General features: G+C 70.8%; 12 protein-coding genes. 7 read left to right on the top strand and 5 right to left on the bottom strand.

Annotation, left to right across the window (positions count from 1 at the left end; all coding sequences use genetic code 11):
• Positions 1–6 precede the first annotated feature (6 nt).
• Complete coding sequence (locus PG878_RS14175) at positions 7–1,287, bottom strand: hypothetical protein (RefSeq protein WP_209031879.1); 1,281 nt, start codon at positions 1,285–1,287, stop codon at positions 7–9.
• Positions 1,288–1,541: 254 nt separating this feature from the next.
• Between PG878_RS14175 and nudK the strand changes: the two genes are divergently transcribed.
• Positions 1,542–2,144, top strand: coding sequence for a GDP-mannose pyrophosphatase NudK (nudK, locus tag PG878_RS14170; RefSeq protein ID WP_209031878.1), 603 nt, complete (start codon positions 1,542–1,544; stop codon positions 2,142–2,144).
• Between the two features lie 129 nt (positions 2,145–2,273).
• Here nudK and PG878_RS14165 read toward each other — a convergent pair whose 3' ends face one another.
• Both PG878_RS14165 and PG878_RS14160 read right to left on the bottom strand, forming a co-directional pair.
• Positions 2,274–2,726: a GFA family protein gene (locus PG878_RS14165; RefSeq protein WP_209031877.1), complete on the bottom strand. Its 453-nt coding sequence runs from the start codon at positions 2,724–2,726 to the stop codon at positions 2,274–2,276.
• A 58-nt stretch (positions 2,727–2,784) separates the two neighbouring features.
• On the bottom strand, positions 2,785–4,290 hold the full coding sequence (locus PG878_RS14160) for a helicase HerA-like domain-containing protein (RefSeq protein ID WP_209031876.1): 1,506 nt from the start codon (positions 4,288–4,290) through the stop codon (positions 2,785–2,787).
• A 334-nt stretch (positions 4,291–4,624) separates the two neighbouring features.
• Between PG878_RS14160 and PG878_RS14155 the strand changes: the two genes are divergently transcribed.
• Complete coding sequence (locus PG878_RS14155; RefSeq protein ID WP_209031875.1) at positions 4,625–6,223, top strand: transglycosylase SLT domain-containing protein; 1,599 nt, start codon at positions 4,625–4,627, stop codon at positions 6,221–6,223.
• 433 nt (positions 6,224–6,656) lie between these two features.
• Here the strand turns inward: PG878_RS14155 and asd are convergent, their stop codons facing one another.
• Positions 6,657–7,502: an archaetidylserine decarboxylase gene (gene asd, locus PG878_RS14150; protein ID WP_209031874.1), complete on the bottom strand. Its 846-nt coding sequence runs from the start codon at positions 7,500–7,502 to the stop codon at positions 6,657–6,659.
• Entirely contained in the window at positions 7,499–8,149 is a 651-nt protein-coding gene (locus tag PG878_RS14145) for an SCO family protein (protein ID WP_209031873.1), read from the bottom strand. Before PG878_RS14145 ends, asd begins: the two co-directional genes overlap by 4 nt.
• A 79-nt stretch (positions 8,150–8,228) precedes the next feature.
• Between PG878_RS14145 and prmB the strand changes: the two genes are divergently transcribed.
• The 5 genes from prmB to PG878_RS14120 all read left to right on the top strand — a co-directional run bounded on the left by prmB (position 8,229) and on the right by PG878_RS14120 (position 14,960).
• On the top strand, positions 8,229–9,155 hold the full coding sequence (gene prmB / locus PG878_RS14140) for a 50S ribosomal protein L3 N(5)-glutamine methyltransferase (protein WP_153751851.1): 927 nt from the start codon (positions 8,229–8,231) through the stop codon (positions 9,153–9,155).
• Between the two features lie 10 nt (positions 9,156–9,165).
• Positions 9,166–10,269, top strand: coding sequence for a chorismate synthase (aroC, locus tag PG878_RS14135; protein ID WP_209031872.1), 1,104 nt, complete (start codon positions 9,166–9,168; stop codon positions 10,267–10,269).
• Positions 10,262–11,299 (top strand): 2-hydroxyacid dehydrogenase, encoded by a 1,038-nt coding sequence (locus tag PG878_RS14130; protein WP_209031871.1) that lies wholly within the window; start codon positions 10,262–10,264, stop codon positions 11,297–11,299. Before aroC ends, PG878_RS14130 begins: the two co-directional genes overlap by 8 nt.
• A gap of 103 nt (positions 11,300–11,402) precedes the next feature.
• Entirely contained in the window at positions 11,403–12,428 is a 1,026-nt protein-coding gene (locus PG878_RS14125) for an aspartate-semialdehyde dehydrogenase (RefSeq protein WP_209031870.1), read from the top strand.
• Positions 12,429–12,914: 486 nt separating this feature from the next.
• Positions 12,915–14,960, top strand: coding sequence for a motility hub landmark protein FimV (locus PG878_RS14120; RefSeq protein WP_311185974.1), 2,046 nt, complete (start codon positions 12,915–12,917; stop codon positions 14,958–14,960).
• Positions 14,961–15,071: the final 111 nt, after the last annotated feature.

The raw sequence follows: 15,071 nt of genomic DNA, 5'->3' as shown, positions 1-15,071 counted from the left end.
TCGGCGTTAGACCGGCGCGATCGTCACCGCGCGCAACGCCGCCTGCAGCTTGCTGCGTTGCATCTCGTCGTCGCAGCGGTTCAGCGCGTCCTCCAGCAGGTCGCGGGCCTGCGCGTCCTCGCCGAAGCGTTCGGCCAGCAGCAGGGCGGCCTGCAGCGACCAGACGCTGCGTTCCGGCGCCTTCGGCCAGGCGCGCAGCGCGGCCTGCAGGCCGTCGGCGGCGAGCCGGAACTGGCCAGCCAGTTGCGCGCGCTCGGCCAGCAGCGTGGCCTGTTCCGGCAGCAGCGGCGCGAAGTCGGGATCGGTGTCCAGCGCCTCGCGCTGCAGCGCCAGTGCCCGGCGTTCCTGCTTTTCCTGCAGCAGCCGGTGGATGTACTGGCGGGTATGCTCGCGGCGTTCGTCGTGGCGGGTGCTGCCGCGCAGCAGGCGCTGGTACAGCTCGTGCACGCCCAGGCTCACCGCGCGGGTGCGCACTTCGCTGCGCAGCACTTGCAGCGCGTCCTCGGTGTGGCCGTCGCGCACCAGCTGTTCGGCCTCGTCGAGCACGCGCTGGTCCGGGTCGTGCCGGGCGAACGCACCTGCCGCGTCGGCGGCCGGTTCGTAGCCCAGCACCGCGTGATACTGGTAGACCAGGTAGCCCATCAGGTGGAAGGCGGCGAACAGGCCCCAGATCGTCACCACGGTGACCGCCAGGTCGGCGACCAGCGGCTGCAGCGCGCGCTGCAGCCAGGCGGCGGCGCCCAGCGCGCTGGCCTGGATCACGAACAGCAGGCCGAACGCGGCCAGGTACGGCCAGCCGATGCGCAGCGCCAGGCCGATCGACACGGCAGGGTTCAGCGCACGGCGCAGGCTGCCGTCCATCGCCAGGGAAATCAGGAAGCCCGGCTGCAGCAGCACCACCGCCAGCAGCATCAGCAGGCCGCCGACCGGCCCGGTCAGCAGCAGCGCCGCGAACACCGCTACGCCGAGCACGATCATCAGCGCGAACAGCCGCACGACCACGCCGTCGCCGATGTCGAACCCGCGTTCCGGCGCGTCCAGGTAGCCGTCGGCGGTGTGCCGCAGGATCTCGAAGGCATACTTGTAGATCGCCAGGCTGGTGACGATGCTCAGGATCCAGCCGATGCCCGGCAGCATGCCCAGCAGGCTGCACAGGGTCAGCGCGATCAGCGCGTACAGCGCGCCGCCGTGCAGCGGATACAGCGCGATGGCGCGGGTGCGCGCCCAGAACGGCTCGGGTGTGCTGCGATGTGCGCGGCGTGCGCCCGCGCGACGACGGTCTTCCATGACGCCCCCTGTCTACGAAGTGTGACGATTGTGCGGGTCGGCCGCGGCGGGCGCAATCGGGGCCGCCGGGCAAGCCTGTGGTGGGGCCGTGGGGTGCCACGCCGCCGTTGTGTGGTCGACTGCGCAACGCGCGTTCCGCGCCGCCGTCGCCGTGCGCCGGCTCGCTACACTGCGCCCACACGTGGACGGCGCGATGCCATGCCGATGGTCCTGCCCACGCGCTGCGCATTCCCCATTCCCCCTTGGAGCTTCGTTTGGATTCTTCCTTCGTTTCCGCCAACCCGCGCGTGCGCGTCACCAACATCGAAGTGCTGTCGGACAACTGGTACGTGCTGCGCAAGGTCAGCTTCGATTTCCAGCGCCACGACGGCAGTTGGCAGGCGCTCACCCGCGAGGCCTACGACCGCGGCAATGGCGCGACCATCCTGCTGTACAGCCGCGCCAAGGGCACGGTGATGCTGACCCGCCAGTTCCGGTTGCCGACCCTGCTCAACGGCAACCCCGACGGCATGCTGATCGAGGCCTGCGCCGGCCTGCTCGATCGCCACGATCCGGAGACCTGCATCCGCAAGGAGACCGAAGAGGAGACCGGCTACCGGATCGAGAACGTGCGCAAGGTGTTCGAGGCGTTCATGAGCCCGGGCTCGGTGACCGAGCGGCTGTACTTCTTCGTGGGCGAGTACGTCGACCGCGACAAGGTCGGCGCCGGCGGTGGCCTGGCTGCCGAGGGCGAGGAGATCGAGGTGCTGGAGCTGGCGCTCGATGCCGCGCTGGCGATGATCGACACCGGCGAGATCGCCGACGCCAAGACCATCATGCTGTTGCAGTACGCCAAGCTGCACGGGCTGCTGGCCTAGCGTAGCTTTATCGGTTTTTGTTTCTGCGGGTGGCATCGCCAGGATCGAAGGCCGCGCCTAACCGCGAATCCAGCGTTCTGCACGCCGGGCCTGTCGATCGCTGGTGGCGACGGTGTGCGGCAGGCATGCTCAGGTGTCAGCGATGACCCATTGCACGTCCGGCACCCACGCCTGCCGCCATCGGGCCATTTTTGCCTCGGCGTCCAGCCATTGCGGGGACACCGGCACTGCGGCCCCCAGCGCCGGCGTCTTGTTCAGACAGCCGGCATTGACGGCACCGTAAAGCCGCCTCTGATGCTCGAACGTGACCGCGACCAGCACCCCGCACTGGCGGCACAGCTGGAATTGGGCGGCCTCTGCGCCCTGGCGATAGCGATGTACGGCCTCGGCATGCGTGGCCGTCAGTCGCAGTGTGCCGGCGGGGTCGGAAACGTATGCCGCACCATGCTTCTGGCAGAAGCTGCAGTCGCAGGCGCGCGGACGGATGTCCTCGGCCGCTTGATCCGTCGAGAACTCGACGGTCAGGCAGCCGCAGTGGCATCGTCCCTGGAGCGTTGTGAGCTTGTCTGGCCGCGACATCATTGCAAGGCGCTCATCGCGTTCCTGTCCATGCTGGAGCTTCCTTCGGCGTCGGCTGCGCTCAACGCTTGCCGCCGAAGATGCTGCCGAAGATGCCGCGTACGATCTGCTGGCCGATGCGGTTGCCGATGGTGCGCGAGGTCTGCTTGGCCATCGCCTCCAGCATGCCCTGGCGGCGCTTGGTGCCGAACACCGCGTCCTTGACCGCCTGGCCGAAGCCGCTGTCCTGCGCCTCGTCCTGTTCGCGGGTGCGTGCTGGCGGCGCGGCGCTGCGGTCGGCGCTTTGCTCGACACGATGCGCCAGCATTTCTGCCGCCGATTCGCGGTTGACCGGGGTGTCGTAGCGCGTGCCGACCGGGCTGCCGGCGCGCACCTGCGCGCGCTCGGCGTCGGAAATCGCGCCCATGCGGCAGCGCGGCGGCGCGATCAGGGTCTGCTGCACCGGCGCCGGCACGCCCTTGTTCTGCAGCGTGGACACCAGCGCCTCGCCGGTGCCGAGCTGGGAGATGGCCTTGGCCACGTCCAGCTTGGGATTGGCCACGAACGTCTCGGCGGCGGTGCGCACCGCCTTCTGGTCGCGCGGCGTGTAGGCGCGCAGGGCGTGCTGCACGCGGTTGCCGAGCTGGCCGAGGATGCTGTCGGGCACGTCGTCCGGGAACTGCGAGCAGAAGTACACGCCCACGCCCTTGGAGCGGATCAGCCGCACCACCTGCTCGATGCGCTGCACCAGCGCCGGCGGCGCATCGTCGAACAGCAGGTGCGCCTCGTCGAACACGAACACCAGCTTGGGCTTGTCCAGGTCGCCCACTTCCGGCAGCCGCTCGAACAGTTCCGACAGCAGCCACAGCAGGAAGGTCGAGTACAGCCGCGGTTTGAGCACCAGTTGCGCGGCGGCGAGGATGTTGATGGTGCCGCGGCCGTCGGGGGCGGTGCGCATCAGCTCGGCCAGGTCCAGCGCCGGTTCGCCGAAGAAGCCTTCGCCGCCGTCCTGCGCCAGGCGCAGCAGCGCGCGCTGGATCGCCGCCACCGACTGCGCGCTGACCAGGCCGTACTCGGTGGAGATGTCCTTGCGCTCTTCCACCACCAGCGCCAGCAGCGCGCGCAGGTCGTCCAGGTCGAGCAGCAGCAGGCCGCGGTCGTCGGCCAGCTTGAACACGATGTCGAGCACGCCGGCTTGGGTGTCGTTGAGTTCCAGCACGCGCGCCAGCAGGGTGGGACCCATCTCGCTGACGGTGGTGCGCACCGGGTGGCCGAGCTGGCCGTACAGATCCCAGAACACCACCGGGTTGGCGGCCGGCGCGTAGTCGGTCACGCCGATCTCCCTGGCGCGCTGCAGCACCTTCTCGCTGCCGTCGCCCGGCATCGCCAGGCCGGCCACGTCGCCCTTGACGTCGGCCAGGAACACCGGCACGCCGATCCGCGAAAAGCCTTCGGCCAGGGTCATCAGGGTCACGGTCTTGCCGGTGCCGGTGGCGCCGGCGACCAGGCCGTGGCGATTGCCCAGGCGCGGTTGCAGCAGCACCGCGATGTCGTCGGTCACGCCTTTGCCTAGCAGGATCGGGTCCATATCGGGGTCCGCAATGAGATGCCCGGATTCTAGAGCGTCCTCGGCATGGCCGAACGCGTGGGCGTTGCCCTGGGCGCGCACGCGCCGCCCCGCAAGGTCCGGCATCGCCCGCGGAAACCGGTCTTTGCCGTGTTTGGCCGTTCGCCGCGGCAGCGCGGGCGTGTGCTGCCGCGAGCGGCGCCGCACGGGCTGGCGCACGATGCCCATGGTGCAGCGCAGGATGCCCGCCGGCCATGAACGTCGGCCCGCCGCGGGCCGGGTCGCGGCTGCGGCGACCTTGCCGCCATGTGACGGCGGGGGCTACCCTGCGGCCTTTCCGTCGCCGCGTCCCACCATGCCCCTTCCGTTCCGCTTCACCCACGCGTGGCCCGTCGCGGCTGCCGTGGCGCTGACCTGCACCGCTCCTGCCGCCCATGCCCGCGTGTCCGCCCGCGACCAGGCCGCCATCGCCATCCTCGACCAGCGCCTGGCCGCCGCCGAGAAGCGCTACAACGACGCCATGGTGCTGGTCGGCAACAGCGACCCCAAGGGCACCCAGGAAAGCGACGCCGCGCTGGAGGACATCGAGGACGTGATCCAGGCCTGCATCAAGCAGCGCGGCTGCGAGGTGGGCACCTACCTGGGCGCGTACAAGCGGCTGCTCAAGGCCAAGGCCGACGCGCAGGGCCAGGCCAGCGACACCGATGCCGCCGACGACGATTCCGCGCCGCTGCAGGCCGACCCCGACCACATCAGCCCGCTCGCCGCGGACGTGCCGGAAGCCGCGCGCGCGGCGCGCCTGCTCAACGACAAGCGCCACGCCTTCGATTCGATGGTGGAGTACAACCCGGCGGTGCAGGCCGGCATCCGCCGCTGGCTCACCGACATGCGCCCGGCGCTGATGAGCAGCTACGAGAACTACCAGAACCTGCGCGCGGTCATGTGGCCGGAGTGGGAGAAGCGCGGCCTGCCGGAAGCGCTGCTGTTCGGCATCATCGCCAAGGAATCCAACGGCCGCGTGCACGCCAATTCGCGGGTGGGCGCCGCCGGGCTGATGCAGTTCATGCCGGCCACCGGGCGCCGCTTCGGCCTGGGTCCGGACGGCACCGGTTTCGATACCCGCTACGACGCGCGCAGCGCTGCCGAGGCCAGCGCGGTCTACATCAACGAGCGCATGGCCGAACTCAACCGCAGCGTCGAACTGGCCCTGGCCGGCTACAACGGCGGCGAAGGCCGCGCCGCGCGCGTGTTCAACCAGATGCCGGGGCGCAGCTTCTGGGATGCGTCGGTCTACAACCAGTTCCCGGCCGAGACCAAGGACTACGTGCCGATGGTCATCGCCGCGGCGTGGATCTTCCTGCACCCGCAGCAGTACGGCGTGGCCTTCCCCAAGATCAATGCGCAGCCGGCCACGCTGCGCCTGGCCAAGTCCACCACCATCTACGAACTGACCATCTGCCTGGGCAGCGACGGCACCCGCGACGGCTACATGCGCGCGCTGCGCAACCTCAACCCGCGCTACGAGCCGGACGGCTGGATCCCGGCCGGGGTGACCATCAACGCCACCACCAAGATCGTCGGCCTGTACAACCGCTACTGCGTCAGCGGCCCGCGCGCCGACCTGGCGCGCGCGCTGATCACCGCCGACGTCACCGCCGCGGTGCGCAGCGGCAGCCCGGCGCCGGCGGCCGACCTCACCGGCAACGTGGCGGTGGGCGACGTCAGCCCGGTCGCTGGCGTGCCGACCACGGTGGCCACTGGCCGCCCCGCGCCGGCCAAGCCCAAGCAGAAGCAGGTGCGCAACTACCGCGTGGCCAAGGGCGACACCCTGGGGCGGATCGCCGACCGCCACGACTGCGACCTGAAGGAACTGGCCAAGGCGAATGGCTTGCGTGCACCGGGCTATGCGTTGAAGCCGGGTCAGTCGCTGAAGCTGGTGGGCTGCGAGAAGTAGGGGGCGCCGTGACTCCTTCTCCCCTCGGGAGAAGGTGGCGCGCAGCGCCGGATGAGGGTAGGGGCGGCCGCAGTATCGGGTGCGTGGCTTTTCGGCAATCCGTCGGGAGCCTGCGGTCTGTCACCGCCAATGCGTCGGGACTGAAGTCCCTCCCACAGTGGGGCAGTCGCTGCACACCAGTTGCGAGACCCAAGCGCGATCCAATCCCTTCTCCCTCCGGGACCATGGCCCCCTTTTCGGGGGAAGGTGGCGCGCAGCGCCGGATGAGGGTGAGGCGGCCGCAGTGTCGGGTGCGTCGCTTTTCGGCAATCCGTCGGGAGCCTGCGGTCTGTCACCGCCAATGCGTCGGGACTGAAGTCCCTCCCACAAAGGCACTTCCCACCCGCAGAGGCATTCGTCAAAAGAAAGGGCCGCAGCGCGGCCCTTTCACACCTCAGTGCACCAGCCGGGCCAGCGCCTGCCCCAGTCGCACCGGCGATTCCGCCGCCAGCGCAGGATCGAACGCGGCCACGCCTGGCGGCAGCAGCACGATCACGGTGGAGCCGTAGTTGAAGCGCGCCATCTCCTCGAACCGCTGCAGGGTGATGCCCTTGCCGCGCCAGTCCTTGCGGGTGATGCGGTCGGCGTAGCGTGGGATCTCCACGCCGCTCCACACCGTTTCCACGCCGGACACCAGCAGCGCGCCGACCATCACCGACACCATCGGGCCGAAGTCGGTGTCGAAATGGCAGACCAGGCGCTCGTTGCGCGCGAACAGGCGCGGCACGGTGCGCACCGCGTCGGTGCCAACGCTGAACAGCCGGCCCGGCACGTGCACGGTTTCGCGCAGGGTGCCGGTCCAGGGCATGTGCACGCGGTGGTAGTCGCGTGGCGACAGGTACACGGTGGCGTACAGGCCATTGGCGAACGGCACTGCCGCGGCGTCGTCGCCAAGCAGTTCGGCAGCGGTGAACGACTGCCCCTTGGCCTGGAAGATGCGCCCGTCCTCGATCCGGCCGAGCTGGCTGATGCGGCCGTCAGCCGGCATCAGCAGCGCCTGCGGATCGGGATCGGCGACACGCGCGCCCGGCTTCAGCGCACGGGTGAAGAAGGCATTGAAGGTCGGGTAGGCGTGCGCGTCCGGCTGCGCGGCCTCGCTCAGGTCCACGCCGAAGCGGCGCACCACCGTGTCGATCAGCCACTGCTTCAGCCCGGGCCGCGACGAGTAGGCCAGGCGCCGCGCCAGCGAGGACAGCAGCCGGTGCGGCAGCACGTAGGTCAGGCGGGTGGTCAGGCTCATGGGGCGGTGGCCTTGGTCAGGGCCTGCAGGTCGGCGGCGATCGCCGCGGCATCGAACGGCGGGCGGATCAGCCCGGCCTGTTGGCCCTGCGGGTCGAGCACCGCGATCGCGGCGGAGTGGTCCATGCTGTAGTCGTTGGGGTTCTCGGCGTAGTGCTTGCCGGGCACCTTCTGGAACACGAAGCCCAGCGCGGTGGCGAAGCGCTCCAGCTCGGGCACGTCGGCGGTGGCGGCGATGGTGTCCTTGTGGAAGGCGTGCGCGTACTCGCCCAGCCGCGGCAGGGTGTCGCGCTGCGGGTCGACCGAGACGAACAGCACGCGCGGGCGCAGCGTGTCCGGCAGGGTCTCCCATTGCTTCTGCGCGCGTGCCAGGTCGGCCAGGGTGGTCGGGCACACGTCCGGGCAGGCGGTGAAGCCCAGGAACACCAGGGTCCAGTGGCCCTTGAGCTCGCCCGGCACCAGCGGCGTGCCGTCGGTCTGGCGCAGGTGGAAGTCGGGCAGGGGGCGCGGCTGCGGGTACATGCGCACCGTGCGGGTCTCCGGCCAGGCCGGGGCGGCGCTGCCGCCGAAGTACTTCTGGGCCAGCAGCAGCCCCAGGCCGGCGGCCAGGGCAACCACCAGGACGATGCCGAAGGTGCGGTTGAACATACTGATTTCCCATGCAACGAACGCTCATCATAGCGGCCGGGCCTCTATAATCGGGGGCCACATTGCCTTGCCTGTTGCCATGACTGCCGACGCGGCCGCCGAACTCCACACGATCATCGACCTGATCCGCTACGGCACCAGCCGTTTCAACGCCGCCGGGCTGAGCTTCGGCCACAGCTACGACAACGCCCTGGACGAGGCCACGCAACTGGTGCTGCACGCGCTGCACCTGCCGCACGACCTCGGCCCGGCCTACGGCAGCGCGCGGGTCACCACGCCGGAGAAGGCGCAGGTGCTGGCGCTGTTCGAGCGCCGCATCGCCGAGCGCATCCCTGCCGCCTACCTTACCGGCGAGGCCTGGTTCGCCGGGCTCAGCTTCAAGAGCGATGCGCGCGCGCTGGTGCCGCGTTCGCCGATCGCCGAGCTGATCGAGGCCGGCTTCGAGCCGTGGCTGGCCGGCCGTCCGGTCGAGCGCGCGCTGGACCTGTGCACCGGCTCGGGCTGCATCGCCATCGCCATGGCGCACTACAACCCGAACTGGCAGGTGGATGCGGTCGACATCAGCGACGACGCGCTGAGCCTGGCCGCCGAGAACAAGGAGCGGCTGCTGGCCGACAACGTCGAACTGGTCAAGTCCGACCTGTTCGCCGGGCTGGGCGGGCGCCGCTACGAGCTGATCGTGACCAATCCGCCCTACGTCACCCACGCCGAGACCGACGCGCTGCCGCCGGAATACGCGCACGAGCCGGAGCTGGGCCTGCGCGCGGGCGACGACGGGCTGGACCTGGCGCTGAAGATCCTGCGCGACGCGCCGGCGCACCTGAGCGAGGACGGCCTGCTGATCTGCGAGGTCGGCGAGTCCGAACGCGCGCTGGCGCAGCTGCTGCCGGAAGTGGACTTCGCCTGGGTCGAGTTCAAGGTCGGGCAGATGGGCATCTTCGCGGTGGAGCGCAGCGAACTGCTGGCGCACCACGCGCGCATCGCCGCGCTGGCCGCGGACCGGTGACGCCAGCGACATGAGCGCGAACAGTTTCGGCACGCTGCTGACCGTCACCACCTTCGGCGAATCGCACGGGCCGGCGATCGGCTGCGTGGTCGATGGCTGCCCGCCAGGGCTGGAGCTGGACGCCAGCGAATTCGCCCACGACCTGCAGCGCCGCGCCACCGGCAAGAGCCGGCACACCTCGGCGCGGCGCGAGGCCGATGAGATCGAGATCCTGTCCGGGGTCTACGAAGGCCGCACCACCGGCACCCCGATCGGCCTGCTGATCCGCAACACCGACCAGCGCAGCAAGGACTACACCGACATCGCCCGGCAGTTCCGCCCCGGCCACGCCGACTACAGCTACTGGCAGAAGTACGGCATCCGCGATCCGCGCGGCGGCGGGCGCTCGTCCGCGCGCGAGACCACCATGCGCGTGGCCGCCGGCGTGATCGCCAAGAAGTGGCTGGCGCAGCGCTACGGCGTGCGCGTGCGCGGCTACCTGTCGCAGCTCGGGCCGCTGCTGCCGCAGGGCTTCGCCTGGGACGCGGTGGAGGACAACGCGTTCTTCTGGCCGCATGCGCCGCAGGTGCCGGAGCTGGAGGCGTACATGGATGCGCTGCGCAAGTCCGGCGATTCGATCGGCGCGCGGGTCACCGTGGTCGCCGACGGCGTGCCGGCGGGCTGGGGCGAGCCGATCTACGGCAAGCTCGACGGCGAGCTGGCCGCGGCGATGATGAGCATCAACGCGGTCAAGGGCGTGGAGATCGGCGACGGCTTCGCCGCGGTCACCCAGAAGGGCACCGACCACCGCGACCTGATCGCGCCGGACGGCTTCCAGTCCAACCACGCCGGCGGCGTGCTCGGCGGCATCGCCACCGGCCAGCCGGTCGTCGTCTCGGTGGCGTTCAAGCCCACTTCCAGCCTGCGCCTGCCCGGCGCCACGGTGGACGTGGACGGGCAGGCGGTGGACGTGATCACCACCGGCCGCCACGACCCCTGCGTCGGTATCCGTGCCACCCCGATCGCCGAGGCGATGATGGCGCTGGTGCTGATGGACCAGGCGCTGCGCCACCGCGCGCAATGCGGCGACGTCGGCACGGTGACGCCGCGCATCCCCGGCGGTGGCGATGGCTGAGTCGCGGCCGCGGGTGTGGGTCAGCCAGCCGCTGTTCGACGACGTCGTCGCACGGCTGGGCGAGTATTGCGCGCTGACCACCACCGCGGACGTGACCAAGTATTCGCCGCAGGCGCTGGCCGCGGCACTGGCGCCGCTGGACGGCGCCCTGGTCACCCTCAACGAACGCATCGGCGCCGCCGAGATCGCCGGCGCGCCGCGGCTGCGTGCCATCGCCAACGTCGGCGTCGGCTACAACAATCTGGATCTGGACGCGCTCAGCGCGGCCGGCATCGTCGCCACCAACACCCCCGACGTGCTCACCGAGACCACCGCCGATCTCGGCTTCGCCCTGCTGATGGCCGCCGCGCGGCGCGTCGGCGAGGCCGAGCGTTGGCTGCGCGCGGGGCAGTGGCAACAGTGGTCGTTCCAGACCATGCTCGGCGCCGATGTCCACGGCAGCACTCTCGGCATCCTCGGCATGGGCCGCATCGGCCAGGCCATCGCACGCCGCGCCGCCGGCTTCTCGATGCGCGTGCTGTACCACAACCGCAGCCGCCTGCCGGCCGAGGTCGAGCGCGCGCATCGCGCCGAATACGTCGGCTTCGACGCGTTGCTGGCGCGCGCCGACCACCTGCTGCTGGTACTGCCTTACAGCGCGCAGTCGCACCATGTCATCGATGCAGCCGCGCTGGCCAAGATGCAGCCGACCGCGACGCTGGTGAACATCGCCCGCGGCGGCCTGGTCGACGAGATCGCCCTGGCCGCCGCGCTGGCCAACGGGCGCCTGGCCGCGGCCGGGCTGGACGTGTTCGAAGGCGAGCCGGCGATCCGCCCGGAACTGCTGGCGCTGCGCAACGTGGTGCTGACCCCGCACATCGGCAGCGCCAGCGTCGCCACGCGCCGTGCGATGGTGTCATTGGCGGTGGACAACCTGCTCGCCGCGCTGGGCGTCGGCGCCGATGCCGGACGCCCGCCCAATGCGCTGAACCTGGATGCGATCGCCGCGGCCGGCGGCGGCGCGCGGGCGATCGCGGACAAAAAACGATAGGGAGCCTGCGGCGCCGCGCGCGACGCGCACGGCAGGTTCCCCGAATCCACGTGGCAGTGCGGCTGTTCCTCCCCTTTTTTCTTCCTGCGGATCGAATCCTTCCATGAGCAATGCAACCCGTCGTTTCAACGTCGCCGTCGTCGGCGCCACCGGTGCCGTCGGCGAAACCATGCTGAGCATCCTCGCCGAGCGCGGCTTCCCCATCGCCACGCTGTACCCGCTGGCCTCCGAGCGCTCGGCCGGCGGCCAGGTCGAGTTCAACGGCCAGAAGGTCACCGTGCTCGACCTGGCCACCTTCGACCCGGCCGGCGTGGACATCGCGCTGTTCTCCGCCGGTGGCGGCATCTCCAAGGAATACGCGCCGAAGTTCGCCGCGGCCGGTGCGGTGGTGATCGACAACTCCTCGACCTTCCGCTACGACGACGACGTGCCGCTGGTGGTGTCGGAAGTCAATCCGCACGCGCTGAAGCACCGCCCGCGCGGCATCGTCGCCAATCCCAACTGCTCGACCATGCAACTGATGCCGGTGCTGGCGCCGATCCACAAGGAATACGGCATCGAGCGCATCAACGTGGCTACCTACCAGTCGGTGTCCGGCGCCGGCCGCTCGGGCATGGAGGAACTGGGCAAGCAGACCGCGCAGCTGCTGGCGTTCCAGGACATCGAGCCGCAGAAGTTCCAGGCGCAGATCGCCTTCAACCTGATCCCGCACATCGACGACTTCCAGCCCAACGGCTACACCAAGGAAGAGATGAAGCTGGTGTGGGAGACGCAGAAGATCCTCGAGGACAGCAGCATCCTGGTGAACCCCACCGCGGTGCGCGTGCCGGTGTTCTTCGGCCATTCGGAGGCGGTCAACATCGAGACCAAGCGCAAGATCACCGTCGAGCAGGCGCGCGCGCTGCTGGGCCAGGCGCCCGGCGTGGAAGTGGTCGACGAGCACAAGGCCGGCGGCTATCCGACCCCGGTGACCCATGCCTCGGGCAAGGACCCGGTGTTCGTCGGTCGCATCCGCGAGGACTTCTCGCACCCGCGCGGCCTCAACCTGTGGGTGGTGGCCGACAACATCCGCAAGGGCGCCGCGCTCAATGCGGTGCAGTTGGCCGAGCTGGTCGCTCAGGAGGCGTGATTCGGGAGTCGGGATTGGGGATTCGTAAAGCGCTGCGCGGCGCCGGTTGTTGCAGGGCTGCGTAGCGCGCGATGTCCCGGTAGACACGCAACGGCCAGTGGCGCATGCCCTGGCCGTTGTCATGTCTGGCGTCCGTGTTGTGCTGCAAAGAGGGGCTGCGCTAGCGCATGTAGGCGCGATGATGACGGGCGCCCTCGTAGGAGCGGCTTCAGCCGCGACGGAGCGTTCCCGGTAAAGCCATCGCGACTGAAGACGCTCCTACTGGACAAGCGGCGTTGCAGTGCTTGTCGGTCCCCGATCCTGCAAGGAGGACAAGCCGCTGGCGCACCCCGCGCGAGCACACCCCCGCCGCTGCAGTGCCCGCAACGAATCCCCAATCCCAAATCCCCACTCCCCGCTTCATATATATTGATGGACATGACTCCAAGGGGCAGGGGCGGGATGCGCCTACAACCACGTGTGTTCCATCGTCGCAGCGGCGCTGCGGTGTCCGCCGCGCGCGGGCTGCGCCATGTCTGTCGCGCCGCCGCGGCGTTGCTGTTGCTGGCCTGCAGCCAGGCCGCGCTGGCGCTGGGCCTGGGCGACATCCGCGTGCTGTCCAAGCCGGGCGAGCCGTTCCTGGCCGAGATCCCGGTGATCTCCAACGAGCCGGGCGAACTGGAACGGGCGCGCGTGGCGCTGGCCTCGCCGGCGACCTTCGCGCGGGTCGGGCTGGAGCGCCCGCAGGGCCTGGTCAGCGATCTGCAGTTCCGTTTCACCCAGACCCGCAAGGGCCGTGCGGTGATCCAGGTCAGCAGCCGCATGCCGGTCGACGTGCCGTCGCTGAGCTTTTTGATCGAGGTCGATTGGGGCCAGGGCCGGCTGATCCGCGAATACTCCGCGCTGATCGACGCACCCAACACCGCCGCGGCGATCGACGCGCCGGCGATCGATGCGCCGGCCGCGGCGCAGCCGTCCGACCGCATCGCCCGCGAGGCGTCCACCGCGGCGCCAGCGCCTGCCGCCACGCCGGCGACGCCGAGCGCCAGGCCCGCCGCCGCGCCGCGTCCGGCGCCGGCGCCCGCGGCCGCGCCCGGCGATGCGCTGGCGCCGGTGCGCGCCGGCCAGACCCTGTCGCAGATCGCTGGGCAACTGGCGCGCGGCAACGGTCACTCGCTGGACCAGACCATGGTCGCGCTGCTGCGCGCCAATCCGGACGCCTTCATCCGCGGCAACCTCAACCTGCTCAAGCAGGGCGCGGTGTTGCGCACCCCGCGCGAGGAGGACCTGGCCAGCCTGGATGCCGCCGCGGCCGAGGCGGTGGTGCGCGAGCAGGCGGCGCAGTGGCGCCAGGCGCGCGCGCCGGTGCCGCAGCCGGCCCAGGCGCAGCAGGACGCGGCGACGGCGCAGGCCGCCGCCAAGCCGGCCGCCGCGGCGCCGGCCGCGGCCGGCGCACGCCTGGAAATCGCGCCGGCGGTTCCGGCGACGCGCCGCGAGGCGGGAACCAAGTCCGGCACCGGTGCCGGCGACGAAGGAGACATGGTGGCGACCCAACAATTGCAGCAGGCGCGCGAAGACCTCGCGGCACGCGATGCCGAGGTCCAGGAACTGCGCTCGCGGGTGGAGCAGCTCGAAAAGCTCAAGTCCCAGCAGCAGCAACTGATCGCGCTGAAGGACAGCGACCTGGCCGCGGCGCAGAAGCGCCTGGCCCAGGCCGGACAGGCGGCGCCGGCGGCGGCGGCCGCCCAGACACCGGCCAATGACGGGTTCCCGCTGTGGCTGTGGGGCGGGCTGAGCCTGCTGGTGCTGGGTCTCGGCGCCTGGTTGCTGTCGCGCCGACGCAAGCCCTCGCCGTTGCCGCCGTTGCCGCGCGACGACGCCGCCGCGCTGGCGGCGAGCGCCGCGGTGCCGGTGGTCGCGCACCGCGATGTCGATGCGCCGGAACTGCCGCCGCTGGAACCGGCCGAGCCGCTGGCCGAGGAGGAGTCGGTCGCCCGCGACCACGCGGCGTTGGAAGAGTGGGAGCGCGCCGACCACCTGGACCACGCTGCCGCCGATCACGCCGATCACCACACCGCGCTCGACGACGACGCCTTCGAGCGCGTGCTGGCGCAGCAGTCGCTGCGGCAGGCGCCAGCCGATGCGCCGCTCTCCGCAGACAACGACGACGACCATTCCGCTGACGTGTCCGATGCCCATCCGGAGGTCGCTCCGGCCGCCGCGTCCGCGGCCGAGGCGGCCTGGCGGCAGCCGTCGCCGGTGGTCGCAGTGCCGACCAGCGACGCCCGTGCCGACAGCGATGCCGGCGGCGGCCGACAGGAGCCGACCTGGCATCAGCCCGCTGCACCTGCACCTTCACCTTCACCGGCACCAGTACCGGCCGAAGCACCGTCGCCGTATCCGCCGGCGGGCCGCGAGCGTCTGGAACTGGCGGTGGCCTACATGGATCTGGGCGACAACGAAACCGCACGCACCTTGCTGGCCGAGGTCGCGGCCAGCGGCGACCCGGCCGCGCGCGCCGAGGCGCTGCAATTGCTGGGGCGGCTGGACTGATGGCGGCAGGCGGCGCGCGGCGCGCTCGCCGCGGCCGTCCGGCCTGGAGCGGGACGGCCCTGCGGCAGCGTGTCCTTGGACGGCGGAGGAGCGCCGAAGGCGCGTTCCCGG

The sequence above is a fragment of the Xanthomonas hawaiiensis genome (genome assembly GCF_031834635.1).
Taxonomy (GTDB): Bacteria; Pseudomonadota; Gammaproteobacteria; order Xanthomonadales; family Xanthomonadaceae; genus Xanthomonas_A; species Xanthomonas_A sacchari.
This window is presented reverse-complemented; position numbering and strand designations above follow the sequence as displayed.